Here is a 25,205-nt window from a genome sequence, read left to right as displayed (position 1 = left end):
GAAAAGGGACGGGCGGGTGAGGCAGCGCAGGCTCCCTCACCCGCCCACGGAGTGCCTAGTAGCACTCCTTGACACCCTTGGACAGCGACATCTTCAGGCCGCTGAGCTTGAAGGTGCCGGCGGTGGTCGCCCACGCCGTCTGCTTCACGTCGGTCAGCGTGGCCGACTCGGCCTGCTGGGCGAAACCGTAGGGGTTCGCCTGCTCCTTGCCGCCCTTCATGCCGGGACCCTTGGTGGCGTCTCCGGCGGCAACACCGATGTCGATGTTGCGGAAGGTGGCGTTGGCCTGGAGGTCCTCGACATCGATGTAGAGGTTCTCGGCCTCGACCGGCGTGCTACCGCCACCGGCCTTCAGCGTCAGGCTGACGGAACCGATCAACGGGATGTCCGGGGTGACCACGGACTGACACATGTTGGTGATCTTGGCGCTCTTGAACGCCGACACCGCAACCGGGTGCGCCGTCTTCTCACCCTTGAGCGTGTAGCCCTGGTCGATGGCCCCGTACTGCGAGAAGCCAACACCATCGAGCCGGTCCGCCGTCACCTTGAACGACTGACCCGACACGCTGAACGACGCGGCGAGAGCACCCTGAGCCAGGGCGACACCTATCGCGGCGGTCGCGGCCACGCTGGGCACCATGACAACCGCGAACCGCTTCCATCTGGTCCCGCCACGCACCTGGGACTCCATATTTCCTCCTTCTCGGACGTACATCTCCGGCCCTGGCTGCCCCCAGACGGCGGCTCAGCCGGGCAGGGATGGGAGAAGTGCTACGTCCTCGGGAAGGAGAGCGCCCCAACCCGGAGGCGCGGAACGCACCCGAATCACCGGCGATCACCCCCGAGCGACAACCACTGGTCGCGCCTGAACACTTCACGCACAACCTGCCGGACAGGCTCCACCGAACGGCGAAGACCCCCCTGCCCAAGGGCCGGCTCCACTGCCGCCGTCCCTACTCGGTGGGGACCCAAGGAAACCCGCTGACCCGATTGGCTGTCGGAGAAGGGGAATGGACCGAGCGTCGCCGATCGTGGTGCATTCTCGCCGCCCGCACAAGGGGGTTCGTTACTGGCTAGTAACGGCCGGATAACCGAACAACGACCCGTCGGTATCGGCCGACAACTCTGGGTGGCACCAAGGGCGGTGACAAAGTGATCGAACTTTGGACGGAATCCGACAGATCACCGCCTCTGACTTACTCGCAGTAACAGCGGCCGCGTTTACCAAGTTTTGGTAAAACGCGGCCGCAGTGTCGCTCTGTCGCCAAATCCTTCACTCGGGCACCACGGGTCCCGACGTTTAGCGACTGGTCAGAACAGGGCCCGGGCCAGCGCCCGGCGCGCCGCGGCGACACGCGGGTCGTCGGCGCCCACCACCTCGAAGAGCTCAAGAAGCCGTACGCGCGCCGCGTCCCGGTCGTCACCCGCTGTACGCGCCACCGCGTCGACGAGCCGCCCGAAGGCGTCCTCGACATGGCCGCCCACCAGGTCCAGGTCGGCGGCGGCGATCTGCGCCCGTACGTCACCGGGGTTGTCGGCGGCTTCCTTGCGCACCTGCTGCGGGTCGGCGCCCTGCACCCGCTGGAGCAACTCGGCCTGGGCCAGGCCGAGCTTGGCCTCCGTGTTGCCCGGGTCGTCACTCAGTACGTTCTTGTACGCCTGCACCGCGCCGCCGAAGTCGCCCGCGTCCAGGGCCTGTACGGCGGCTTCGAGCAGCGCGTCGTACGGACCGGCCGGGACCTGGGGCTCCGCTGGCTGCGCGCCCTGCCCACCCTGCTCGCCGTCCGCGTCGACGGTCAGGCCCGTCAGACCGAAGCGCTCCTCGGCGACCTGCACGAGCTGGTCGAGGGTGCCCCGGATCTGGGCCTCGGGTGCGGCGCCCTGGAAGAGCGGCAGGGCCTGCCCGGCCACCACCGCGAACACCGCCGGGATCCCCTGGATCCCGAACTGCTGCATCAACATCTGATTCGCGTCGACGTCGATCTTGGCGAGGACGAACCGGCCGTTGTACTCGGCGGTGAGCCGCTCCAGGAGCGGGCTGAGCTGCTTGCACGGCTCGCACCACTCGGCCCAGAAGTCGATGACGACCGGCACCTCGGTGGAGCGCTGCAGGACGTCCCGCTCAAAACCCGCCTCGTCGACGTCGATGACGAGACTCGAGGGCGACACCGCGGAGACGGCTCCGCCGCCCTGCCGCGCCGCTTCCGCACGCGCCTGCTCCGCCTTCGCCTTGGCCTCTTGGGCCGCCTTCACCGCGGCGAGGTCGACGACTCCGCTCATGGACATGTTCCGTGGCTGCATGCGTCTATCCTCCCCCCTCCGCGCGCCTCTGTGAAAAGCGTTGTGAAAGCTGGTCGATTACGTGGTCCAGTACTGGTCAACGTCGGTCGTGGCGCCGGGTCCCCACCTGGCGCCGCACGGTTGTCGCTCACGTACGCGCTTTCGCTACGGGTCGTAGCGTAACTGGCCCCGGGGGATCGCGGGAAGCCCACTTCGGTGATCTCCCTCACGGCTCCACGGAATCCCCTTACTCAGCAGTCCCCGGATATGGTCACCGGCATGCAGAGCCGCACCTCCGCCCCCCGCACCGGGCGTCCCCGCAGCGCCACCGCGGACGCCGCGATCCTGGCGGCGACGCGTGCGGCTCTCGTCGAACTGGGCTGGTCCAAGCTGACGCTGGGGGACGTGGCGACCCGCGCCGGGGTCGCGAAGACGACCCTCTACCGGCGGTGGGCGGGCAAGAACGAGCTCGTGGTCGACGCGGTGGCGGCGCTCTTCGACGAGTTGGAGCTGCCCGACCGGGGGAGTCTCGCGGCGGACATCGAGGGTGTGGTGCTCCAGTTCGCGGCGATCCTCGCCCGGCCCGAGGCGAAGAGCGGGCTCATGGCGGTGCTCGCCGAGTCGACGCGGGACGACGCGCTGCGGGAGCGGATCCGGGCGTCTGTCGTCGACCGTCAGAAGCGGCTCGTTCTGGAAGGGCGCAGGCGGGCCCAGGTCCGTGGCGAACTCCCTCCGGAGTCCGACCCCTCGGCTGCCGCCCGCACGGTCGATCTCATCTTCGACATGGTCGCCGGTGCGGTGGTCCATCGCACCCTCGTCAGCGCCGAACCCGTCGACCCGACCTGGGTCCACGACTTCACCCAAGTCCTCCTACTGGGCTTGTCCGGCGCGGCCACCACCGAGGGTTGACCTTTTCTCGCCCCCGCCGCCCCTACCCATTCCCGTCCCTTTCGGGGGCGCTGCCCCCGAACCCCCGCTCCTCAAACGCCGGAGAGGCTGAAATTCAGCCCGTCCGGCGTTTGAGGCGAGCGCGTCAGCGCGATACGGGGGTCTGGGGGCGGAGCCCCCAGGGACGGGACGGGTAGGGGCGGCGGGGGCGAGGAAGACGGCTAGAACCCCGCCGGTTCCGTGTACTCGCCCCACTCGGCCCGGAGGGCGTCGCAGATTTCGCCGAGGGTCGCCTCGGCCCGCACCGCGTCGAGCATCGGCCCGATCATGTTCGCCCCGTCCCGCGCGGCGGCGAGCATCGCACCGAGGGCGGCGTCCACAGCCGCCTCGGAGCGAGAAGCCCGCCGCCCCGCAAGCACCCGCACCTGCTCCCTCTCCACCTCGTGCCCGACCCGCAGGATCTCCAAGTCCCCAGTGACAGAGCCATGGTGGACGTTGACACCCACGACCCGCTTCTCCCCCTTCTCCACACCCTGCTGGTACCGGAACGCCGACTCCGCGATCTCCCCGGTGAACCACCCGTCCTCGATCCCCCGCAGAATCCCGGACGTGACGGGCCCGATCGGATGGACCCCGTCGGGATGCGCCCGCACCCCCCGCTCCTTGATCTGCTCGAAGATCCGCTCCGCGTCCGCCTCGATCCGGTCCGTCAGCTGCTCGACGTACCAGGAACCGCCCAGCGGATCCGCGACGCCCGCGACACCGGTCTCCTCCATCAACACCTGCTGCGTACGCAGGGCGATCTCCGCGGCCTGCTCGGACGGCAGGGCGAGCGTCTCGTCGAGCGCGTTCGTGTGGAGGGAGTTGGTGCCGCCCAGCACCGCCGCCAGCGCCTCCACGGCCGTACGCACGACGTTGTTGTACGGCTGCTGCGCGGTGAGCGAGACGCCCGCCGTCTGCGTGTGGAAGCGCAGCCACTGCGCCTTCTCGGACCGCGCCCCGTACACGTCCCGCATCCACCGCGCCCAGATCCGCCGCGCGGCCCGGAACTTGGCGATCTCCTCGAAGAAGTCGACGTGCGCGTCGAAGAAGAAGGACAGCCCCGGCGCGAAGACGTCGACGTCGAGCCCGCGCGAAAGCCCCAGTTCCACGTACCCGAACCCGTCCGCCAGCGTGTACGCCAGCTCCTGCGCGGCCGTGGAGCCGGCCTCGCGGATGTGGTAGCCGGAGACGGACAGCGGCTTGTACGCGGGGATCGACGAGGCGCAGTACTCCATCAGGTCGCCGATGAGGCGCAGATGCGGCTCGGGCGGGAAGAGCCACTCCTTCTGCGCGATGTACTCCTTGAAGATGTCGGTCTGGAGCGTGCCGTTGAGCACTCCCGGGTTCACGCCCTGCCGCTCGGCGGCCACCAGGTACATGCAGAAGACCGGGGCGGCAGGTCCGCTGATCGTCATCGACGTCGTCACGTCGCCCAGCGGGATGTCCCTGAACAGGACCTCCATGTCGGCCGCGGAGTCGATCGCGACCCCGCAGTGGCCGACCTCGCCGAGCGAGCGCGGATCGTCGGAGTCGCGCCCCATGAGCGTGGGCATGTCGAAGGCCACGGAGAGCCCGCCCCCGCCGTCGGCGAGGATCTTCCTGTACCGCTCGTTGGTCTGCTCGGCGTTCCCGAACCCGGCGAACTGCCGGATGGTCCACGTCCGCCCTCGGTAGCCGGTCGAGTAGAGGCCCCGCGTGAAGGGGTACTCCCCGGGCCAGCCGATCCGCTCGAACCCGTCGTACTCGTCCCCGGGCCGAGGCCCGTACACGGGCTCCACCGCGTCACCGGAGAGCGTGGTGAAGTCGCCCTCCCGCTTGTGCGAGGCGTCGTACCGGGCCTGCCAGCGACGGCGGCCCTCCTCGATGGCGTCAGCGTCCATACCATCAAAATTACTGGGACGCCCTAGTAAACGTCGACGGCAAACCGCCACAGATCGCACCTGCGGCGGTGGGGGCGGGGCGGGAGGCGGCTACGCCCAGGACCGCGTCACGCCTTGGCGACCGCGCCCGCGTCCTCCGTGACCTTGGACTCCAGCTCGCGGCTGACCTTGCGCTCCACGAAGAAGGCGGCCGTGGGGACGGTGCCCGCGAGCAGCACCCACAGCAGCTTCGGGACCGGCCACTTGGCCTTGGAGCCCAGGTCGAAGGCGAAGACCAGGTAGACGACGTACAGCCAGCCGTGCGCGACGCTGACGACACGCGTGAAGTCCGCGGCGCCGTCCAGGTCGAGCACGTACTTGCCGATCATCCCGAGGACCAACAGGACCAGCAGGACACCGGTGACGTAGGCCATGACGCGGTAGCGGGTCAGCACGCTCTTTTTCATGGCTACGAGCGTAACGACCGGTTCCGCACGATCTTCCGCCACCCCCGCCCGTCGTCGGGGCCCGGCAACGGGCCCCGCAAGGGGAGCGGCCGGCCCCCGCCGACCCGCAGTCGACGAACCGCACCCGGCGGAGCTACTCGTCGAAGTCGTGCGCCGCCACTCTCAGCGGCCGCAGCATCGCGAAGATCTCCCGGCACTCCTCGGCGTCGTACACGCCGAGGCCGAACTCCATCGCCATCAGGTCGCGGGTGGCGGCGTCGCAGACCTCGCGGCCCTTGTCGGTGATGGAGGCGAGGGTGCCGCGGCCGTCGTTGGGGTTGGGGCGTTTGTCGACGAGACCGGACCGGGCGAGCCGGTCCACGGTGTTGGTCACCGACGTCGGGTGCACCATCAGCCGTTCGCCGATCTTGGACATCGGCAGTTCGCCGGCCTTGGAGAAGGTGAGCAGCACCAGGGCCTCGTAGCGCGCGAACGTCAGCTCGTACGGCTTGACGACCGCGTCGACCTCGGCGAGGAGGATCTGGTGCGCGCGCATGATGGAGGTGATCGCGCCCATGGACGGCACGGATCCCCAGCGTTGCTTCCAGTGCTCGTCGGCACGGGCGATGGGATCGAAGGCAAGACTGAGCGGCTTCGGCACGGCAAAGACCCTACCGGCCGGTCATATCGTGGTCAGCCCCGTCTCGCGTATCGATATCCGCCCCCTTTTCCACCTTCTCTCCCCACCCCTTCACCAGCGCCGTCCCCTCGTCCTCCCGGACCCTTCCCGTACGCCGTACCTCCACCGCCAGGAGCACGCAGCACACGGTCCCCACCACGCCGACGCCGCCCACGACCGTGCTGACCGCCCAGAACTCGGCGGCCGCACCGGCGAGCGCCATGCCCACGCCCTGGATCGTCATCAGCCCGGCGGTGTGCACGGTCATGGCCCGGCCGCGCAGTTCCTCGGGCACGGCGTCCACGAACCAGCGGTCGAGCCCCAGGGTGTACGCGCCCGCCGACCCGGCGAGCACCAGCACGAGGAGGATCCAGCCGAGGCCCGGGTGGAAGGGGTAGAGGAGGAGCGGCAGCAGTCCGCCGCCCGCCAGGGGCAGCACGATCCGGGAGCGGGCCGCGGGAGACAGGGCGGCGCCGGCGTACAGCTCCCCCGCGATCGTCCCGACCGGCATCGCGCACATCAGCAGCCCGATCCAGGCCGTGCCGACCCCGATCTCGTCCGCGTACGCGGCGGCCAGCGCCTCCGGCGCCACGACGAACATCGGCGGCACCCACAGGAGCAGCAGCAGCGCCCGGATCCGGCGGTCGCCCAGGACCTGCCGGGCACCGGAGAGCGAGTACCGCACCAACGCCCCGCCTCCGGCCCGGGCCGGCCGGCGCCGCGTGCCCAGCCGCAGGAGCAGCGCCGAGGCGAGAAAGGTGCCCAGCGTGACGGCCAGTGCCCCGCGCGGGGAGACGACGGTGAGCAGGACGCCGCCGAGGCCGAAGCCCACGAGCACGGCACTCTGCGACACGATCCGCAGCAGGGACCGGCCAAGCACGAACAGGTCGCCGTCCCCGAGGATGTCGGTCAGCGTGGCCATCCGTGTCCCGCTGAACACCGGTGACACGGCCGCGATGACGCACCGCAGCACGAGCAGCGCGGCGACGGGTGTGGACGGCAGGGCCATCAGCGCCGCGCACCCGGCGCACACCAGGTCGCAGACGACGAGCACCCGTCGCGGCGGGAACCGGTCGGCCACTCCGGACAGCAGCGTGCCGCCCACGAGATAGGGGAGGAAGCCCAGCGCGAACACCAGCGCGCTGAGCAGCGGCGACCCCGTCAGCCCGTACACGAGCACGGTCAGCGCGATCTCGCTGACGACGACGCCGAGCAGCGAGAGGGCGTGTGCGAGGAACACGGCACGGAACTCGCGTACGGCGAAGACGGGACCGTAACCGGTCTTCTCGGGTGCGGGCAGCGTCGTCGTGCCCCTGTTCTCTTCCGGCATGTCCCGCAGCGTGCCCGCGCACGGGCCGCCCGCCGTAGAGTTTCGGTGTCAGCCGAATCTTCGCGACCGACCGCGGCGGGAGAGCCCGTGCCGTTCCATCTGCGCTTCGGCGAGGACGACCTCCTCAGGTGCCGCTTCGCCGTGTCCCCGCTGTGGGAGACCCAGGAGGCGGTCCGTACCCTCAACCGCCCCGAGCGGCACGGGTATCACGCGCACTGGCTCCGTCGTACGCGTTCGGCGGCCGCGGAGCTCGACCTGACGCCCCTGTGGCTGCTGATGCCCCAGCGCGGGCACACCCCGGACTGGCTGGGGCCTCCCCCGCTCGGCCCCTCGGCCACGTTCGACGAGGAGATCGCGGCGGTTCGCGGTGCCGATCCCGAGGCGGCCCGCGAGGACACCGCACTGGCGCTCGCGGACACCCCGGGCGCACTCGAATCCCCGCGCGGGCAGGCCCTGCTGGCCGACCCGGTCCGCATGATCCAGGAGCTGACCGACCTGCTGGCGGCGGCCTGGCGCGCGCTCGTCGAGCCCGACTGGCCGAGGCTGCGCGCCCTCCTGGAGGCTGACGTGGTATTCCACTCGCGGCGCCTGGCCGAGGTGGGCCTCGGCGGGCTGCTGTCCGAGCTGGACCGGCGGTTCGCCTGGGACGCGGGCAGGCTCACGATCGATGTGAAGGGCGAGCACGTCCGCGAACTGGGCGGCCAGGGCCTGGTGTTGATGCCCAGCGTCTTCTCCTGGCCGGATGTGGTGAGCGGCTTCGAACCACCCTGGCAGCCGACGCTGGTCTACCCGGCGCGCGGTATCGCGGGCCTGTGGGCCGAGCCGTCCGACCGCACGCCCGAGGCGCTCGCAGCGATCCTCGGCCGCGGCCGGGCCGCCGTCCTGACCGCGCTCGACGACCCCGCCACCACGACGGGCCTCGCGCACCGCCTCGGCCTCGCGCCCTCGTCGGTGTCGGCGCATCTGTCGGCGCTGCGCGACGCGGGCCTGCTCGTCTCGCGCCGGTACGGACACCAGGTGCTGTACGAGAGGACGCCGCTGGGCATCGCGCTGGCGTCGGGCGGCGCCTGACGCCCCGACAGGAGCCCGCAGGAGCGCGACAGGAGGCGGCTGCCCACGGTGTCGCACCCCTGCCGGTCAAGTCCGTTATGTCACGATAGTCGGACATCGTCACTGACCGTCACCTTCGCCCAAGGGGGCAGGATGTTCCGGCAGACCCGTACCCGTACCCTCGCGGCGCTCGCCGTGCTCGGACTCGCGGCGGGCTGCTCGTCCGCACCCGAGGCCGACACGACCACCGCCGCCCGTGAGACGTCCCCGCAGGCGAGCCCCGCCGCCGGTTCCCCGTTCTGGGTCGACCCGGCGAGCCCCGCGGCCCAGCAGGTACAGCGGTGGGAGCAGCAGGGGCGCGAGCGCGACGCCCGGCTGCTGAAGCTCATCGCGGACCGGCCCGCCGCGATCTGGCCCTCCGCCGAGCGCCCGGAGCCGAAGATCAGGGAGGCGACCGCGGCGGCGGCCCGGGAGGGGCGTACCGCGGTCTTCGTCGCGTACGACATCCCGCACCGCGACTGCGGACAGCACTCGGCGGGCGGGGCGTACGGCGCGGACGCCTACCGGGACTGGATCGACCGGTTCGCGCGGGCCATCGGCGACAGCGACGCCCTGGTCGTGCTGGAGCCCGACGCGGTCGCGCACATCGTGGACGGCTGTACCCCGGGCGAGTACCACGCCGAGCGCGAGCAGATGCTCACCGAGGCGATCGTGCGGCTGAAGCGGCAGCCGCGGACGAAGGTGTACCTCGACGCGGGCAATCCGGCCTGGATCCGGGAGTCGTGGAAGCTGGTCGAGCCTCTCAAACGCGCGGGCGTCGCGAACGCCGACGGGTTCGCCCTGAACGTCTCCAACTTCCAGACGGACGAGACGACGAAGGAGTACGGCCGCCGGCTCTCGCAGGACCTCGGCGGCAAGCACTTCGTCGTGGACACCAGCCGCAACGGCAACGGTCCGCTGGACGGCGACCCGTCCCAGGCCTGGTGCAACCCACCGGGCCGAGCGCTGGGCACCCCGCCCACCAAGGACACCGGCGACCCCCTCGTGGACGCCTACCTGTGGATCAAGCGGCCCGGGGAGTCGGACGGACAGTGCCGCGGGGGCCCGTCGGCGGGCCAGTGGTGGGCGGACTACGCGCTGGGTCTGGCGCGCAACTCCGAGGCATAGCAGGCGACTTCACCCGCCGGGCCGCTTCACCTGACCTGGACCCACTTCGCCTCGGACGGCGTCCCGTCCGTGTCCGTCACGAACAGCATGTACCAGCCGGGCGGCACCAGCGTCCGGTCCTTCGGTACGTCCACGGTGACCGAGTCCTTCGTCTTCGTGACCCCGAGCGCGATGGACCGCTGCTCGACGTCCGTGGTGTGGGTGACCGCGCTGGGCCGCATCAGACGGGCGCTCACGATCCGGTCCGGATGCCGGGTGGCGAAGGTCGCGCGGCCCTCGCCGTCGACCTCCTGCGGACCGTCGCCCAGCACGGGACGGCTCTTGGCGTTCTTGTGCAGGGCGGGCGGGGTGTAGATCTCCATGCGCTGCTCGAAGTGGCCGAGCTTGGTGTTCTGCTGGTCGTCGAAGAGCGGGTCGGAGCCGAAAGTGGCGACCCGCCCGTCGGGCAGCAGCAGCGCCTCCGAGTGGTAGTTGCGGCCGACCCTGGGCGAGGCGGCCGAACGGAAGGAGTTGGACTTCGGGTCGTAGAACTGCGCCTTGAGGATGTTGCTGGCGCTGCGCCCGCGGTAGTCCGAGGAGCCGTTGGACGTGAACACCGAGTCGTCCGGCATGATCACGCTGTTCAGGTAGCGGGTGCCCTGCGGCAGGTCGGGGCCGTCCTCGAAGACGGGGTTGTCCTTCTTGAGGTCGATGACCGCCGTGCGCGAGGTCGCCTTCTTGGACTCGCCGACGCCTCCGCCGCCGAGGATCATCACCTTCTGGTCCTGGGCCGGAGGCAGCAGCAGGGACGCCGACGTCTCCGTCTGGTCGAGGTCGCTCAGCCCCGGCACCTTCTCGAACTTGTTGGTCTTCAGATCCCACAGGCCGGGTTCGCGCCCCATGGTGGCGGGCCCGTAGCCGGCGTTCGAGGCCGGGTAGAAGAGCTTGCCGCCCTTGGTGAGGAAGAGGGCGGGATAGGTCGGGAAGTAGTGCTTGGGCCCCGGGGTCCACTTCTTGGTCTTCGGGTCGTAGATCTCGTTGTCGCCCGGGTCGATCACCCCGACGTCGTCGAGCCCGGAGACAGCGAGCACCCGCCCGTCCTCCAGACCGACCAGCGTCGGATACCAGCGGGCCTTCTCCATCGGCGCGACGGGCACGTACTTCTCCGCCGTCGGGTCGAACTCGTACGCGGCCTTGATCCCCTGGAAGTCCTGCTTGTCCATGGTGATCTTCTCGGAGAGGCCGTACGTGTTGGCCGCCTCCTTCCCCTTCAAGCCGACGATCTCGTACTGGGCCTGCTTGCCCGTGACCGACCGCTGCCCCAGCTCGGCGGCCTCGACGAAGACCCGGGCCTCGCTCGCGGCGACTTTTGTCTTCCAGGGCTGCATCACACCGGCCCTGTTGTACGTGATCTCCTGCGTGCGCTTGGCCTTGGGGACGGTGACGTCGAACCTGCTGACGTACTCCACCCCGGTCGGCGAGCGGAACCGGGTGCCCTTCTTGAGGACGACCGGCCTGTCCGGGTTCTCGTTCTTCACGCGCATACCGCCGCCGGCCCGGTCGACCTCGCCGTCCAGCAGCTCGTAGCGGGCCGTGCCGCCGGCCACCAGCATTCTGCCGCTGGGGAGTTGGGCGTGCCCGGCGCAGAAGAAGTCGTCCGGGGTGGGGATCTTCTTGAAGGTGTCGGTCCTCGGGTCCCACAGGACGGTGTCGAAGGAGCCCTTGTCGAACTTCTTCTGCTCGTTGCCGGAGCCCGCGACGATCAGCACCTTTCCGGTGTGCAGGAGCGCCGCGTGGATGGCGTTGGTGCGGAACTCCCTGGGAATGTCCAGGTGCTTCCAGGAGCCGTACTTCGCCTTGTAGCCGGGCTGGGCGATCTTGTACTCGTGGTACTGCTCCGAGGCGAAGCCGATCGCGGCCGGGGCGTTGAGTCCGGCGAGCAGGGCGACGCCGCCTATGCCGAGCAGCCTCTTCTGGGCCTTCTTCGAAGGGCGGTAGGCCATGGCCTAGTTACCTCCTGTCGTACCGCTGGAGACCGTCCCGCTGGGGATCGAGCCACTGGGAAGCGTGCCGCCGGCGCTGAAGGCCGGCGCGGGTGCCTGCTCTCCTTCCGTGACCCGGGCGACGGCGGGGGCGACGCGCTGCCGGGCCCGGCGTTCCTGGAACAGGGTGCCGAGCCACACGCCGACCGGGGCGAGGGAGATGGCCAGGGCGAGGACGGCCCAGGTGCGCATGGCCGCGTGGGTGTGCCCGAGGACGAACGACGCCACCAGCGAGGCCGTCAGGACGGCCGACCAGAACAGGTGGATCCGGAAGGTCATCACCCGGTCGGGGCTGGCGCCGCCGCCCTTCGGGGTGACCACGAAACGGCTGGGTCGGCGGACCACGGCCGCGCCGAGCGACCTGAGGTAGATCGGCGCGGAGAGGGCCGACATCGCCATGCCGGCGAGGCCGCCCGAACCCTCCGGTTCGTGCGGGGAGACGTTGTGCCGCCGGTTCCAGAGGTAGAGGCCGATCTGTAGGGCCGCGGCGTCGCTGTAGAGCATCAGCCACATGGAGGCGGCGACCTGGGTGCCGGACGCGCCGAACCACAGGAACAGGACGCAACTGAGGATGCCCAGCAGCCAGTTGACGGCCGTCATCGGGTAGTAGACGAGCATCAGCGTGTACGAGAACAGCCGGCCGGGCGGCATCGTGAAGGGTGCCTTCCAGTACTGCTTGAACAGCGTCTCGTACGTGCCGCGCGACCAGCGCATCTGCTGGGTGAAGAAGTCGGTCCAGGACTCGGGGCCCTCGCCCACGGCCAGTACGTCGGGTGTGTAGACGGACTGCCAGTGGTGGCCGGTCCTCGGGTTCTTGTGCCGGTGCAGTTCGAACCCGGTGGCCATGTCCTCGGTGATGGAGTCGTACAGCCCGCCGACCTGCCGGACGGCCGCCATCCGTACGACGTTGTTGGTGCCGACGAACATGGGGGCGCGGTAGCGGTTGCCGGCGCGCTGGATCAACGCGTGGAACAGGAACTGCTGGGACTCGGCCGCCTTGGTGACCGGAGTGGTGTAGTTGCCGTACACCTGCGGGCCCACGACGAACGCGACGTCCGGGTCTCGGAAGTAGCCCATCATCCGCTCCAGGAACTCGGGGAGCGGGACGTGGTCGGTGTCGACGGAGGCGAAGAAGTCGTACTCGCCGCCGTGCATCGCGATCCACGCGTTGTAGTTGCCGTGCTTGGTACGGGCCTTGTGGACGCCCTTGGCCCTGTTCCACTCGGGGACGCCGTGGCGGGTGAAGTGGCGCACGCCCAGTTCGGCGCAGAGGGCCTTTGCCTGTTCGTCGTCACCCTCGTCGAGGAGCCACACATCGACGCCGTGGGGGCCGGGGTGGGTGACGCGGACGGCGCCTTCGAGGGTGGCGCGGACCATGGAGAGGGGTTCTTTGCCCGGGACGTACGTGGTGAGGAAGGCGACCCGGGTTCCGGGCTCGGGGGTCACGGGGACCGGGTCCCTGGCGACCATGGTCGCGTGGGCGATGGAGACCACGTTGACGACCATGAACAGCTCGATCAGGCCGATGGATATGAGCATCGCGATGTCGAGGCCGACGAGCCAGCGGGTGCCGCCTTCTCTGGCGACCCAGTGCGTCGGCCAGACCAGGTAGACGAGGAGCAGTCCCGTGAGCAGCGGGGCGAGCGTCATGAGCAGGACGGCTCGTATTCGGTGTGGCTCGCGCGACAGGAGCTTTGTGTACTGCACCCGGTACGCGGTGCCGGACGGCTCCGTGAGCGGTCCGGCCAGTTGGCTGTGGGTGTCGTAGTCGTAGCCCTCCGGCCGCACAGCGCCCTCCAGTGATCGAACGAGCCGATACCCACACAAAAGTGGCTTTTGGTCGGCGTGTCGAACGGAGAGGGTCCAGTTGGGGGGGTAGAGGGCTTCGTCGGTTCACCTGCGGGCGGGTGGGGCCGGCCGGGCAATTCACGCGCCCCCAACCCACCCAGGGGCGCGGGGAACTGCGCGACCTCAGCCGCCACTCACCCGCATCCACCGCACATCCACCGCGGCAGCGGCACCGCGGTTACGCCGAGAGGTGTCGCTCCACCGTGTCGACCTTGGACGTCAGGCCGTCGGTGACCCCGGGCCGGATGTCCGCCTTGAGGACGAGCGAGACCCGCGGAGCCCGCTCCTCCACCACGGCGACGGCACGCTTCACGACGGCCATCACTTCGTCCCAGTCACCTTCAATGGAGGTGAACATCGCATCGGTGCGGTTCGGCAGCCCCGACTCCCGCACGACCCGCACGGCGTCGGCGACGTACTCGCCCACGTCCTCGCCGACACCCAGCGGCGTCACGGAGAAGGCGACGATCATGCGTTGACGATCCCCTCGTTGCGGGCGCGGGACGCGATGAGCGCGCTCTCCGCCTCACGCTTGAGCTTGCGCTCGGCGAAGAAGCCTCCGGTCGGCAGCACGGAGAGGACGAAGTAGAGGGCCGCGGTCTTCAGGTCCCACTTGGCGCGGTTCCAGGCGTCGGCCCAGAAGATCAGGTACAGGATGAAGAGGACGCCGTGGACCATGCCCATCACGGGCACCACGTTGAAGTCCGTCGTCCGCTTCAGCACCGAGCAGACCAGCAGCAGGAGGAAGGAAACGGCCTCGGGGGCCGAGACCAGACGGAGACGACGGAGGGCGGAGGCGGTCTTGATGTCCACGAGTCACCTTCGGTGGGAGGAGTCTGGGGTGGATTCGGAAGGGGTGCCGGTGCGGCGCCGAAGCTTTGTGAACGCACGCACAAGCTTTCCCATTGAAGCATCCTGACCCCTGCCGTCCGGCCTCGGGGTCCGGACCCACGGAACCCGGCCGACCGAACCCCGGGGTCTTTTCAGGGACGCATCATCCCGAAGGATCTGTTCGGCGACCAGGCCCGACGGTTACCGTCGTCATCGTGGCGATGTTCCGACTGCAAGGCAGCAAGGTGCTGGCCGTCGACATGACCGGCGACGCCGTGAAGGCGAAGAACGGCTCGATGGTGGCGTACGACGGTCAGATGGCCTTCAAGAAGCTCAGCGGCGGCGGCGAGGGGATCCGCGGCATGGTGACGCGCCGGATCACCGGTGAGCAGATGACCCTCATGGAGGTGAAGGGGCAGGGGACCTGCTGGTTCGCCGACCGGGCCGGCGAGATCAACCTCGTGAACCTCCAGGGCGACAAACTCTTCGTCGAGTCGAGCAATCTGCTCGCGACCGACTCCGGCCTGCGTACGGGCACGTCCTTCACGGGGCTCAGGGGCGCCTCACAGGGCAACGGACTGTTCACGACGACCGTCGAGGGGCACGGCCAGGCGGCGATCATGTCCGACGGTCCTGCCGTGGTGCTGCGGGTGAGCTCGCAGTATCCGCTGACCGTCGACCCGGGGGCGTACATCGCCCATCAGGGCAATCTGCGGCAGTCCTTCCAGTCCGGTGTGACGTTCCGCACGTTCATGGGCGAGGGCGGCGGCGAGGCCTTCCAGATCCGCTTCGAGGGCGACGGCGTCGTGTACGTACAGCCCAGTGAGCGCAACTCGATCGCGGGAGATGTGTGACATGCCCTTCCGTGAGATCAACTCGAAGATGATCGAGGCCACGGTCATGCCGGGGCAGCGGCTGTTCAGCCAGCGCGGCGCGATGCTCGCCTACAAGGGCGAGGTGTCCTTCACCCCCAACATGCAGGGCGGCCAGGGCGGCCTCATGTCGATGATCGGGCGGCGGGTGGCCGACGAGGCGACTCCGCTGATGACCGTCGAGGGCTCCGGCACGGTCCTGTTCGGGCACGGCGGCCACCACATCCAGGTGATCGGCCTCACCGGCGAGACCCTGTACGTGGAGGCGGACCGGCTGCTCGCCTTCGACGGCACCCTGGAGCAGGGCACGATGTTCATGGGCTCGCAGGGCGGGGTCATGGGCATGGTGCGCGGCCAGGTGACGGGGCAGGGGCTGTTCACCACGACCCTCAAGGGGCACGGCAGCGTCGCCGTCATGGCGCACGGCGGGGTCATCGAGGTGCCGATCAGCCCGCAGCGCCCGGTGCATGTCGACCCGCAGGCGTACGTCGCCCACCACGGGGACGTACGCAACAAGCTGTCCAGCGCGCTCGGTCTGCGCGATCTGGTGGGCCGCGGCTCGGGCGAGGCGTTCCAGCTGGAGCTCAGCGGGAGTGGTGCGGTGTACGTGCAGGCGTCGGAGGAGAAGCTGTGACCACCTACCCGGGCACGGGCCCCGTGATCCACGACCCGTCGACCCTGCCGGTCGACGACAACGTGAACGCGTACACCTTCTGCGTGGAGCTCAAGGGGAGCGAGTGGTTCCTGCAGAAGGGCAAGATGATCGCCTACTACGGCTCGATGGAGTTCAACGGCATCGGGCACGGTCGGCTGGACCGGCTGGTGCGGACGAGTTTTCATTCGCCGTTGCACGCGAGCGACTGGGTCGTGGCCTCCGGCTCGGGCAAGATGCTCCTCGCCGACCGGGCCTTCGACGTGAACTCCTTCGATCTGGAGGAGGGCAATCTGACCATTCGCTCGGGCAATCTCCTCGCTTTTCAGCCAAGTCTCGCGCTCAAGCAGTCGATCGTGCCGGGCTTCCTCACGCTGATCGGGACGGGCAAGTTCGTGGCCGCGTCGAACGGTCCCGTGGTGTTCATGGAACCCCCGATCCGGGTCGACCCGCAGGCCCTGGTCGGCTGGGCCGACTGCCCCTCGCCGTGCCACCACTACGACCATGGGTACATGACAGGCCTGATGGGCGGTCTACGTGCACTGACGGGCCTGGGCGGGGCCTCCGGGGAGGAGCACCAGTTCGAGTTCGTGGGCGCCGGCACGGTGCTGCTCCAGTCCAGCGAGGCCCTGATGGCGGAGCAGGCCGCGGGCGCGGTCCCGCACGAGCCCGGAGTGCCGGGTGGCGGCGGGGCACCCGGCCACCAGGGACAGCAAGCCGGCGCACCGCGCCTTCCCGGACAGCTGGGAGACCTCCAGCGTCGCTTCGGGCTGTGAGCGGTAGTCTGCGGAGTGTGACGTCGAACGTGTGCGCGCCGTCACGCCACCCTCACTAGTTCGCTTTTCAACATCTTAGGTAGAATTCATACATGGAGACCGAGACGGCCACTCGCTGGCTGACCGATGCGGAGCAGTGCGCCTGGCGCACCCACCTGGAGGTCAACAGGCTGTTGACGTATCAGCTCGAAAAAGACCTCCAACCGTTCGGCCTGACGATGAACGACTACGAGATCCTGGTGAACCTCTCCGAGTCGGAGGGCGTACGGATGCGGATGAGCGACCTCGCGTCCGCCACCCTCCAGTCCAAGAGCCGCCTCTCCCACCAGATCACCCGCATGGAGAACGCGGACCTGGTCAGGCGCGAGAACTGCGAGTCCGACCGCCGTGGGCTGTACGCCGTGCTCACGGACCACGGCCTGGAGACGATGAGGAAGGTCGCGCCCCATCATGTGGCGTCCGTGCGGCGGCACTTCATCGACCTCCTCTCGCCGGAGGCCCTGGAAGAGCTCCACAAGTCCCTGACCCCGATCGCTGAGCACCTGCGGGGCCAGCGGGGACGTTCCTGACGTACGACCGGACCGACCTGACCGACCTGACCGACCGGACCGACCAGACCGACCGGCTAGACCGGCTGAGTCGACCGGTCCGGTCGGGCCGACTGTGCCAAGGGCAGGCGGAGTTCGAACAGGGCTCCGCCTGTCGGCGCGTCCCGGACGGTGAGTGATCCACCGTGCCGGACGGCGACATCGCGGGCGATGGCGAGGCCGAGACCGGCTCCGCCGTCGTCGCGCGTACGGGCCTCGTCGAGCCGTACGAACCGCTCGAAGACCCGCTCGCGCTCGGCGGCGGGCACGCCCGCGCCGTCGTCGGCGACCCCGACGACCGCCCACTGCCCCGAGCGCCGCACGGTCAGGGCGACCGAGGTGCGCGTGTGCCGCTGCGCGTTGTCCAGCAGATTGCCGAGCACCCGCGTCAGCTGACCGCGGGATCCGCTCACCTCCACGTCGTCCGCGTCGTCCGCGTCCACGGACACCTGGACCCGGTCCCCGACCCGCTGGCCCGCCTCCTCGCGGACGAACGCAGCCAGGTCCAGACGCGCGTCCGGCGACCGCTCCCCCGCGTCCAGCCGGGCGAGCAGCAACAGGTCGGCGGCCAGCCGCTGCAGCCGTACGGTGTCCTCGACGGCCCCGTCCACGTCCAGCAACTCCGGGTGCGCGGCGCCCACTTCGAGCTGGGTGCGCAGAGAGGCGATGGGGCTGCGCAGCTCGTGCGAGGCGTCGGCGACGAACGCGCGCTGCCGCTCCACCGAGGCCTCCAGGGCGGCGAGCGTCTCGTTCGTCGTACGGGCGAGGCGGGCGACCTCGTCGTGGGTGGCGGGCTCGGGGACGCGCCGCGAGAGGTCCTCGGAGGCCGTGATGGCGGCCATCTCGGCCCGGATCCCCTCCACGGGACGCAGGGCCCGCCTGGTGACGACGTACGTCACCCCGCTGACCGTCACCAGCAGCAGGGGCAGGCCGATCAGCATGGCCGTCAACGCCGTGCCGACGGCGCCCTGTTCGGCGGAGAGCGGGGCGCCCGCGTAGACGGTGAGCGGGACACCTCCCTTCGTGACCACGTCGACCCCGGCGAACCGGTAGTCGTCCGTCTCCCCCTCGACGGTCGCGGTGCCCTCGCCGTACCAGGTCTCGTCGGCGATGTCGCCGGGGCCGAGAGCGTCCTCCTCGTCGGCGACTCCCTCGTCCGTGTCGCCGGCGTCGTCATTGGCGACGGAGTTCAGCCGGTCCGAGGCCCTGGCTGTCACGCTCATGCCCTCGACGTCCTCGCCGGAGGCGACGGCCTTCCCCTTCCGGTCCAGGACCTCGACGGGGTTCTCGTCGCCGTCCGGCAGGTCGAGATCGTTGTACGCGAGCCCGTTCGACAGTGCCGAGGCGGCGTTGCGGGCCACCGAGTCGGCCTCGGCGTCCGCCTGGCCGATGAGGCTGCCCCGCAGCGCGAGCAGCACGGCGGCGCCCGCGGCGACCAGGGCCACGGCGACGACGAGGGTCGCGGCGAGCGTGGCGCGGGCCCGTACCGATCTCATGCGCCGCCTCATGCCCGTGCCTCCAGTCTGTATCCGGCCCCGCGTACGGTCCTGATCAGCTCCGGGCCGAGCTTGCGGCGCAGGGTGCTGATGTAGACCTCGACGATGTTCGGGTCGCCCTCGTACGCGAAGTCCCAGACGTGCTCCAGGATGTCGGCCTTCGACACGACCTCCCCGGCCCGCACGACGAGCTGCTCGAGGACGGAGAACTCCTTGGTGGTCAGGGTGATCTCGTCGTCCGCGAGGAACACGCGCCGGGCCGCGGTGTCGACCTTCAGGTGCCCGATCTCGTACACGGGCGAGGCCCCGCCCGACGGGCCGCGCCGCCGCAGGAGCGCCTTCACCCGGGCGACGAGGACGACGTACGAGAACGGCTTGGTCAGATAGTCGTCGGCGCCCGTGTCCAGGCCCTCGGCCTCGTCGTACTCGCCGTCCTTGGCGGTGAGCATCAGGATCGGCACGTCGTGTCCCGCGGCGCGCAGGGCGCCGCACACGCGGTAGCCGTTCATGCCGGGCAGCATGATGTCGAGGATGACGAGGTCGTACGAGCCCTCGCCGGCCATGTGCAGCCCCTCCAGGCCGTCGTGGACCACGTCCACGGCGTATCCCTCGGCCGTCAGGCCCTTGGCGAGCGACAGGGCGAGCCGCTTTTCGTCCTCCACGATCAAGAATCGAAAGGGGCGACGCGAAGCGTCTCGGGTAGGGCGGTGGTGGGAGACGGGCGGGTGCATGCGTCCAGCTTGGCAAACCGAACCTGAAGACAGCTTCAGGAGGCTTCAGGTCGGCTTCAGCGTCGGTCGCCCACATTGGTTCCTGTCGAACAGCAGACGAGGCGGACAAGCCAGCTGCAACCGGCGACACCATCCGTTACTGGTTGCAACCAGTCGCATTCTGGAGGAACCCCATGAAGCGCAACATCGTCATCGCCACCATCGCGACCGCAGCCCTGATCGGCGGCGGCACCGCGACCGCCCTCGCGGTCTCGGGTGACGAAGAGGCGCCGACGAAGAAGTCCGACGTGCAGGTGTCGAACGACGACACCGGCCGTGACGACGACGCCAATGTGAACGACACGGACGACAACGACGCGGACGACAGGGCGGACGACAAGACCGACGCGGCCGAGGACAAGGCCGCGAAGGACAACGGCGAGGACGCCGAGGACAAGGCCGAGAACGCCGCCGACGCCAAGGTCGCGCGGGTCGATGCCGCCGACGCGATCAAGGCGGCGCTGAAGAACACGGACGGCACGGCCGTCTCGGCCGACCTGGACGACGAGGGCACGAAGCACGTGTGGGACGTGGACATCCTCACCAACGGCGGCGCCTGGCACAGCGTCCAGGTCGACCCCGCCACCGGCAAGGTCCTCGGCTCCCACGTCGACCGGGACGACGACGGTGACGACGCCGCCGAGACCGCGCAGATCCGTGCCGTCCTGAAGGGCAGCTCCGTCACCGCCGCCGAGGCCGCGGAGGCCGGCGCCGCCAAGGGCACGGTGACCTCCGTCGACCTCGACGAGGAGAGCACGGACAAGGCCTGGGAGGTCGACACCACCGCCGCGAACGGCACCGGGAGCGACTGGAGGGTCGACCCCGACTCCGGCAAGATCACGGCGGACCGCTCGAACGACTGACGTTTTCTCCTCCTCAGGGACCACAGGTAAGGGCACCCGGCAACGGGTGCCCTTACCGGCGTCAGCGGGCTTGTTCCGCCGCGCCGGCTTCCTGCTCCCGCTCCTGCCCCTGCTCCCGCTCCCGCTCTTGCCCCTGCTCCTGCTCCTGCTCCAGTGCGACGCGGGGGTAGCGGGTCCCCACTCCGACGGCGGCGGCCGCGAGCAGTGCCGCCCCTCCGGCCAGGGCGAACCCCGCTCCCACGGGCAGGCGGCCCACCAGCAGTCCCGCGGCCGCCGCGCCCGTCGAGATACCCGCGTTCACCGCGGTGTTGACCCAGGCACCGGCCTGGACCCGGGCTCCCGGCGCGGCGGACTCGTCGGCCACCAGATACGCGGTGGTCAGGGCCGGGGCGACGAAGAACCCGGCACACACGACGGCGGCGGTGAGCGTGACGAGGCCCGGGGCGAGCCCGGCGACGGCCAGGGTGAGGCCGACGCCCGCCGTCAGCGCCGGCAGTCGCGTCCGGGCTCCGGCGCGCCATTCGACCGCGCCGTACAGCAGCCCGCCCACGGCGCTCCCGGCCGACAGCGCGGCGAAGATCCACGCCACGGCGTCGTCCCCGTGGCCCTGCTGCTCGGCGAAGGCCAGCACCAGCAGGTCGACGGCGCCGAGCGAGAGCCCGACGCCCGCGGCCACGACGACGGGCTGGACGAGCCCGCCCCCGATGCGCATCCGCATCCGCATCCGCATCCGATTCCGCATCTGCGTCCGCGCCCGTACGCGTGAGGCTTGTACGTCGCTGCTCCTCACCACGGGTGAGGTGACGAACGCCAGGGTGCCGATACCCACCAGCAGGCCGCTGACGGCGACCCCGGCGGCAGGGGGCGCGAACTGCACGACCACTCCCACCAGCAGCGGCCCCGAGACGAACAGTAGTTCCTCGGCGACCCCGTCCAGGCTGTACGCGCGCTGCAACAGCCGCCGGTCGGTGACGAGTTCGCCCCATACGGCCCGCATGGTGGGGCCGAGGGGCGGGGTGCAGGCGCCCGCCGCGACGGCGACCGATCCGAGTACGGCTGCGGGTACGCCGGGGCGCCAGGTCGCCGCGGCGAGTGTGCCGAGCAGGCCCGCGTACAGCGCGGCCATCGGCAGCAGTGCGCGGTGCGGGCCGTGGCGGTCGACGAGGGCCGCCCTCAGGGGTGACAGAAACACGCTCGCGGCGCCGAAGAGCGCCATGACGGTTCCTGCGACGGCGTACGAGCCGGTGGCGCGGCTCACCGCGAGCAGCACCGCCAGCGAGACCATGCCGTACGACAGCCTGCCCAGCAGGGCGGCAGTGAAGGTTCGGGTGGCGTGGGGCATGCGCAGTACCGCGGCATACGAAGGCCGCGTTGAAGACGCAGACAATGCGAAGGGTTCCTCAGAAAGAGGGCGCCGCCTGTGGCGGGCGCCCGGGCGACGGGGACGCCTGTGCTCCGCGACGACGGCGCCTACCGCGCTGCCGATCGCGGGCCGGGACGGGCCCTATGCCAAGAGGAGGAACACGCACATGAAGCTACCAGCGCCCCTCGGCCACCAACAGGCCTTTTCTCGCCCCCGCCGCCCCTACCCATTCCCGTCCCTGACTCGGGGGCTCCGCCCCCGAACCCCCGCTCCTCAAACGCCGGAGGGGCTGAAGATTTCGCGGCCCGGGCCGACACCTTCAGCCCGTCCGGCGTTTGAGGACGAGGCCGTTCAGGCCGATCCCCCACCCACCCATCTCTTAGCCCGTCCGGCGTTTGAGGACGAGCGCGGCAGCGCGATGCGGGGGTCTGGGGGCGGAGCCCCCAGGGATGGGACGGGTAGGGGCGGCGGGGGCGGGGAAAAGCCCGGGGTCAGGCCTCTGTCAGGACTCTGTCAGGCCCTCCACCAGGGAGTCCGCCGCCCGGTAGGGGTCCAGGTCGCCCGCGACGATGCGTTCGGCGAGGGCGCTGAGGCGCCGGTCACCGTGGAGGTCGGCGATCCGTTCACGCAGAGCCGTGACGGCGATCGTCTCGACCTCGCGAGAGGCCCGAGCGAGACGCCGCTCCACGAGCACCCCCCGCTCCTCCATCCACGCCCGGTGCTTCTCAAGCGCCTCGACGACCTCGTCGATCCCTTCCTCCCGCGCCGCGACCGTCTTCACGATCGGCGGCCGCCAGTCCCCGGGCCCCCGGGACTCCCCGAGCCCCAGCATGTGGTTCAGCTCACGGGCGGTGGCGTCCGCCCCGTCCCGGTCGGCCTTGTTGACGACGTACACGTCACCGATCTCCAGGATCCCCGCCTTGGCGGCCTGGATGCCGTCGCCCATGCCGGGAGCCAGCAGCACCACACTCGTGTCGGCCTGCGAGGCGATCTCGACCTCGGACTGGCCGACCCCCACGGTCTCCACGAGGACCACGTCGCACCCCGCCGCGTCCAGCACCCGGATCGCCTGCGGGGCGGCCCAGGCGAGCCCGCCGAGGTGCCCCCGCGTCGCCATGGAGCGGATGTAGACACCGGGGTCGGACGCGTGGTCCGACATCCGCACCCGGTCCCCCAGGAGCGCGCCGCCCGAGAAGGGCGACGACGGGTCCACGGCCAGCACCCCGACCCGCCTGCCCAGTCGCCGGTAGGCCGTCACGAGCGCCGACGTGCACGTCGACTTGCCGACACCGGGCGAGCCCGTGAGCCCCACGACGTACGCGTTGCCCGCGAGCGGCGCCAGTGCGGCCATGACCTCGCGGAGCTGCGGGGACGCCCCCTCCACCAGGGAGATCAGCCGGGCCACGGCCCGTGGCCGGCCTTCCCTGGCCTGGGTCACCAGCGAGGCGACGTCCTGCATCACAGCTCCGTTCACGAAACGAGAAAACGCGTCAGGCCCTGGGTACCCGCACGATCAGTGCATCACCCTGCCCGCCGCCACCGCACAGCGCCGCCGCGCCCACTCCGCCGCCCCGCCGCTTCAGTTCGAGGGCGAGGTGCAGTACGAGCCGGGCGCCGGACATGCCGATCGGGTGACCGAGGGCGATGGCGCCGCCGTTGACGTTCACCTTTTCCGTGGACACCCCGAGGTCCTTCATTGACTGGACCGCGACGGCGGCGAAGGCTTCGTTGATCTCGATCAGGTCAAGATCCTCGACGCCGATGCCCTCCTTCTTGAGCGCGTGCTGGATCGCGTTCGACGGCTGCGACTGCAAAGAGTTGTCGGGTCCCGCGACGTTTCCGTGGGCGCCGATCTCCGCGATCCACTCCAGTCCGAGCTCCAGCGCCTTGGCCTTGCTCATGACGACGACGGCGGCCGCCCCGTCGGAGATCTGCGAGGCCGAGCCAGCCGTGATGGTGCCGTCCTTGGTGAACGCCGGCCGCAGCCTGCCCAGCGATTCGGCGGTCGTCTCGCCGCGGATGCCCTCGTCCTTGCTGAAGACGACGGGCTCGCCTTTGCGCTGCGGAATCTCCACCGGAGTGATCTCGGCCTCGAAGAGGCCGTTCTTCTGCGCGGCGGCGGCCCGCTGGTGCGAGAGAGCCGAGAAGTCGTCCTGCTCGGGCCGCAGGATGCCCAGGCGTGTGTTGTGCTTCTCGGTCGACTCGCCCATGGCGATGTTCTCGAAGGCGTCGGTCAGCCCGTCGTACGCCATGGCGTCGAGCATCTCGATCGCGCCGTACTTGTAGCCCTCCCGGGACTTCGGCAGCAGGTGGGGAGCGTTGGTCATCGACTCCTGGCCGCCCGCCACGATCACGTCGAACTCGCCGGCGCGGATCAGCTGGTCGGCGAGCGCGACGGCGTCGAGGCCCGAGAGACAGACCTTGTTGATCGTGAGCGCCGGGACGCTCATCGGGATGCCCGCCTTGACCGCGGCCTGGCGTGCCGGGATCTGCCCTGCCCCGGCCTGGAGCACCTGGCCCATGATCACGTACTGCACCTGGTCGCCGCCGATGCCCGCACGGTCGAGGGCGGCCTTGATCGCGAAACCACCGAGGTCGGCTCCGGAGAAGGACTTCAGAGAGCCCAGCAGCCGTCCCATCGGGGTGCGGGCACCCGCGACGATGACGGAGGTGGTGCTGTTCGTTCCAGACATGAGGAGCGATCCCCTTCCAGCTTGCACAGCTGAGGAGTGAACGAGGGTTTACTCAAAATGTACTGAGCGGTACGTCCCCCGTCATCCGGCGCGGTGTGTGATCGCGCGCACGTTGCGTAACCGCCTCAGGAGCGCTGCACTGACACCATGCTGACGCGAATCGACCACATCGGGATCGCCTGTTTCGACCTCGACAGGACTGTCGAGTTCTACCGTGCCACGTACGGCTTCGAGGTCTTCCACACCGAGGTCAACGAGGAGCAGGGCGTGCGCGAGGCCATGCTCAAGATCAATGAGACGTCCGACGGTGGCGCCTCCTATCTCCAGCTCCTGGAACCCACCCGCGAGGACTCCGCCGTCGGGAAGTGGCTGGCCAAGAACGGTGAGGGCGTGCACCACATCGCTTTCGGTACGGCGGATGTGGACGCGGACGCGGCCGCCATCGGCGACAAGGGCGTACGCGTGCTGTACGACGAGCCGCGCAGGGGTTCGATGGGGTCGCGCATCACCTTTCTGCACCCAAAGGATTGCCATGGCGTCCTGACAGAACTGGTCACATCGGCGCCTGTTGAGTCACCTGAGCACTGACCCGCGTACATAAGGGCCGGTAGGGTTGGGGACGGCCGCCGCTTCTACGGGGCGGTCCGGGTCCTCATCGTCAGGATCCGAGGGCCGGGGTCCAGGTTTCGGGG

24 protein-coding genes are annotated in these 25,205 nt (G+C 70.0%); 9 read left to right on the top strand and 15 right to left on the bottom strand.

Annotated features, from left to right (window positions below; translation table 11 throughout):
* Positions 1-55 precede the first annotated feature (55 nt).
* Positions 56-691 carry a DUF6230 family protein gene (locus ACZ5VQ_RS07270; RefSeq protein WP_055614527.1) on the bottom strand — a complete coding sequence of 212 codons (636 nt, stop codon included), beginning with the start codon at positions 689-691 and terminating at the stop codon, positions 56-58.
* Positions 692-1,311: 620 nt separating this feature from the next.
* Positions 1,312-2,301, bottom strand: a complete 990-nt coding sequence (locus ACZ5VQ_RS07265; protein ID WP_469104027.1) for a tetratricopeptide repeat protein — start codon at positions 2,299-2,301, stop codon at positions 1,312-1,314.
* A 258-nt stretch (positions 2,302-2,559) separates the two neighbouring features.
* Here ACZ5VQ_RS07265 and ACZ5VQ_RS07260 point away from each other — a divergent pair, with 258 nt between their 5' ends.
* Positions 2,560-3,189, top strand: a complete 630-nt coding sequence (locus ACZ5VQ_RS07260; protein ID WP_469104026.1) for a TetR/AcrR family transcriptional regulator — start codon at positions 2,560-2,562, stop codon at positions 3,187-3,189.
* Between the two features lie 200 nt (positions 3,190-3,389).
* Here the strand turns inward: ACZ5VQ_RS07260 and ACZ5VQ_RS07255 are convergent, their stop codons facing one another.
* The 4 genes from ACZ5VQ_RS07255 to ACZ5VQ_RS07240 form a co-directional block, all read right to left on the bottom strand.
* Positions 3,390-5,090: an acyl-CoA mutase large subunit family protein gene (locus tag ACZ5VQ_RS07255; RefSeq protein ID WP_469104025.1), complete on the bottom strand. Its 1,701-nt coding sequence runs from the start codon at positions 5,088-5,090 to the stop codon at positions 3,390-3,392.
* Between the two features lie 107 nt (positions 5,091-5,197).
* Positions 5,198-5,536, bottom strand: a complete 339-nt coding sequence (locus tag ACZ5VQ_RS07250; RefSeq protein WP_189845567.1) for a DUF3817 domain-containing protein — start codon at positions 5,534-5,536, stop codon at positions 5,198-5,200.
* A gap of 133 nt (positions 5,537-5,669) precedes the next feature.
* On the bottom strand, positions 5,670-6,176 hold the full coding sequence (locus tag ACZ5VQ_RS07245; protein WP_200395803.1) for a MarR family winged helix-turn-helix transcriptional regulator: 507 nt from the start codon (positions 6,174-6,176) through the stop codon (positions 5,670-5,672).
* Between the two features lie 10 nt (positions 6,177-6,186).
* Complete coding sequence (locus ACZ5VQ_RS07240) at positions 6,187-7,524, bottom strand: MFS transporter (RefSeq protein WP_469104024.1); 1,338 nt, start codon at positions 7,522-7,524, stop codon at positions 6,187-6,189.
* Between the two features lie 87 nt (positions 7,525-7,611).
* Between ACZ5VQ_RS07240 and ACZ5VQ_RS07235 the strand changes: the two genes are divergently transcribed.
* Both ACZ5VQ_RS07235 and ACZ5VQ_RS07230 read left to right on the top strand, forming a co-directional pair.
* Positions 7,612-8,595 carry an ArsR/SmtB family transcription factor gene (locus ACZ5VQ_RS07235; protein ID WP_469104023.1) on the top strand — a complete coding sequence of 328 codons (984 nt, stop codon included), beginning with the start codon at positions 7,612-7,614 and terminating at the stop codon, positions 8,593-8,595.
* Positions 8,596-8,727: 132 nt separating this feature from the next.
* Positions 8,728-9,741 carry a glycoside hydrolase family 6 protein gene (locus ACZ5VQ_RS07230; protein WP_469104022.1) on the top strand — a complete coding sequence of 338 codons (1,014 nt, stop codon included), beginning with the start codon at positions 8,728-8,730 and terminating at the stop codon, positions 9,739-9,741.
* Between the two features lie 26 nt (positions 9,742-9,767).
* Here the strand turns inward: ACZ5VQ_RS07230 and glxA are convergent, their stop codons facing one another.
* The 4 genes from glxA to ACZ5VQ_RS07210 form a co-directional block, all read right to left on the bottom strand.
* A complete protein-coding gene (gene glxA / locus ACZ5VQ_RS07225; protein WP_469104021.1) occupies positions 9,768-11,723 on the bottom strand; it encodes a radical copper oxidase GlxA in 1,956 nt (651 codons plus the stop codon).
* A gap of 3 nt (positions 11,724-11,726) precedes the next feature.
* Positions 11,727-13,550 (bottom strand): glycosyltransferase family 2 protein, encoded by a 1,824-nt coding sequence (locus tag ACZ5VQ_RS07220; RefSeq protein ID WP_469104020.1) that lies wholly within the window; start codon positions 13,548-13,550, stop codon positions 11,727-11,729.
* Positions 13,551-13,788: 238 nt separating this feature from the next.
* Positions 13,789-14,082 carry an MTH1187 family thiamine-binding protein gene (locus ACZ5VQ_RS07215; RefSeq protein WP_362086565.1) on the bottom strand — a complete coding sequence of 98 codons (294 nt, stop codon included), beginning with the start codon at positions 14,080-14,082 and terminating at the stop codon, positions 13,789-13,791.
* Positions 14,079-14,423 carry a DUF3817 domain-containing protein gene (locus ACZ5VQ_RS07210; RefSeq protein WP_469104019.1) on the bottom strand — a complete coding sequence of 115 codons (345 nt, stop codon included), beginning with the start codon at positions 14,421-14,423 and terminating at the stop codon, positions 14,079-14,081. Before ACZ5VQ_RS07210 ends, ACZ5VQ_RS07215 begins: the two co-directional genes overlap by 4 nt.
* Before the next feature lie 239 nt (positions 14,424-14,662).
* Here ACZ5VQ_RS07210 and ACZ5VQ_RS07205 point away from each other — a divergent pair, with 239 nt between their 5' ends.
* From ACZ5VQ_RS07205 to ACZ5VQ_RS07190, 4 genes are all read left to right on the top strand, one after another.
* Positions 14,663-15,295 (top strand): AIM24 family protein, encoded by a 633-nt coding sequence (locus tag ACZ5VQ_RS07205; RefSeq protein WP_469104083.1) that lies wholly within the window; start codon positions 14,663-14,665, stop codon positions 15,293-15,295.
* Between the two features lies 1 nt (position 15,296).
* On the top strand, positions 15,297-15,947 hold the full coding sequence (locus ACZ5VQ_RS07200; RefSeq protein ID WP_469104018.1) for an AIM24 family protein: 651 nt from the start codon (positions 15,297-15,299) through the stop codon (positions 15,945-15,947).
* On the top strand, positions 15,944-16,741 hold the full coding sequence (locus tag ACZ5VQ_RS07195; RefSeq protein WP_189845558.1) for an AIM24 family protein: 798 nt from the start codon (positions 15,944-15,946) through the stop codon (positions 16,739-16,741). Before ACZ5VQ_RS07200 ends, ACZ5VQ_RS07195 begins: the two co-directional genes overlap by 4 nt.
* 92 nt (positions 16,742-16,833) lie before the next feature.
* A complete protein-coding gene (locus ACZ5VQ_RS07190; RefSeq protein WP_469104017.1) occupies positions 16,834-17,310 on the top strand; it encodes a MarR family winged helix-turn-helix transcriptional regulator in 477 nt (158 codons plus the stop codon).
* 56 nt (positions 17,311-17,366) lie between these two features.
* On the opposite strand, the gene ACZ5VQ_RS07185 is transcribed toward ACZ5VQ_RS07190, so the two are convergent.
* Both ACZ5VQ_RS07185 and ACZ5VQ_RS07180 read right to left on the bottom strand, forming a co-directional pair.
* A complete protein-coding gene (locus tag ACZ5VQ_RS07185) occupies positions 17,367-18,836 on the bottom strand; it encodes a HAMP domain-containing sensor histidine kinase (RefSeq protein ID WP_469104016.1) in 1,470 nt (489 codons plus the stop codon).
* Entirely contained in the window at positions 18,833-19,555 is a 723-nt protein-coding gene (locus tag ACZ5VQ_RS07180) for a response regulator transcription factor (RefSeq protein ID WP_469104015.1), read from the bottom strand. The genes ACZ5VQ_RS07185 and ACZ5VQ_RS07180 overlap by 4 nt, the downstream gene beginning before the upstream one ends.
* Positions 19,556-19,728: 173 nt before the next feature.
* Between ACZ5VQ_RS07180 and ACZ5VQ_RS07175 the strand changes: the two genes are divergently transcribed.
* Complete coding sequence (locus ACZ5VQ_RS07175) at positions 19,729-20,457, top strand: PepSY domain-containing protein (RefSeq protein ID WP_469104014.1); 729 nt, start codon at positions 19,729-19,731, stop codon at positions 20,455-20,457.
* Between the two features lie 61 nt (positions 20,458-20,518).
* Here the strand turns inward: ACZ5VQ_RS07175 and ACZ5VQ_RS07170 are convergent, their stop codons facing one another.
* From ACZ5VQ_RS07170 to ACZ5VQ_RS07160, 3 genes are all read right to left on the bottom strand, one after another.
* The gene (locus tag ACZ5VQ_RS07170) at positions 20,519-21,799 is read right to left on the bottom strand and encodes an MFS transporter (protein WP_469104013.1); all 1,281 of its coding nucleotides are present in this window, start codon (positions 21,797-21,799) and stop codon (positions 20,519-20,521) included.
* 523 nt (positions 21,800-22,322) lie between these two features.
* Positions 22,323-23,279, bottom strand: a complete 957-nt coding sequence (meaB, locus tag ACZ5VQ_RS07165; protein ID WP_469104012.1) for a methylmalonyl Co-A mutase-associated GTPase MeaB — start codon at positions 23,277-23,279, stop codon at positions 22,323-22,325.
* Between the two features lie 31 nt (positions 23,280-23,310).
* Entirely contained in the window at positions 23,311-24,513 is a 1,203-nt protein-coding gene (locus ACZ5VQ_RS07160) for an acetyl-CoA C-acetyltransferase (RefSeq protein WP_469104011.1), read from the bottom strand.
* Between the two features lie 147 nt (positions 24,514-24,660).
* Here ACZ5VQ_RS07160 and mce point away from each other — a divergent pair, with 147 nt between their 5' ends.
* Positions 24,661-25,101, top strand: coding sequence for a methylmalonyl-CoA epimerase (gene mce, locus ACZ5VQ_RS07155; protein ID WP_398894547.1), 441 nt, complete (start codon positions 24,661-24,663; stop codon positions 25,099-25,101).
* Positions 25,102-25,205 lie beyond the last annotated feature (104 nt).

It is taken from the genome of Streptomyces sp. NPDC033178 (assembly GCF_055577685.1).
Note: the sequence above shows the minus strand (reverse complement) of the source record. Positions and strands in the feature narration are given on the sequence as shown.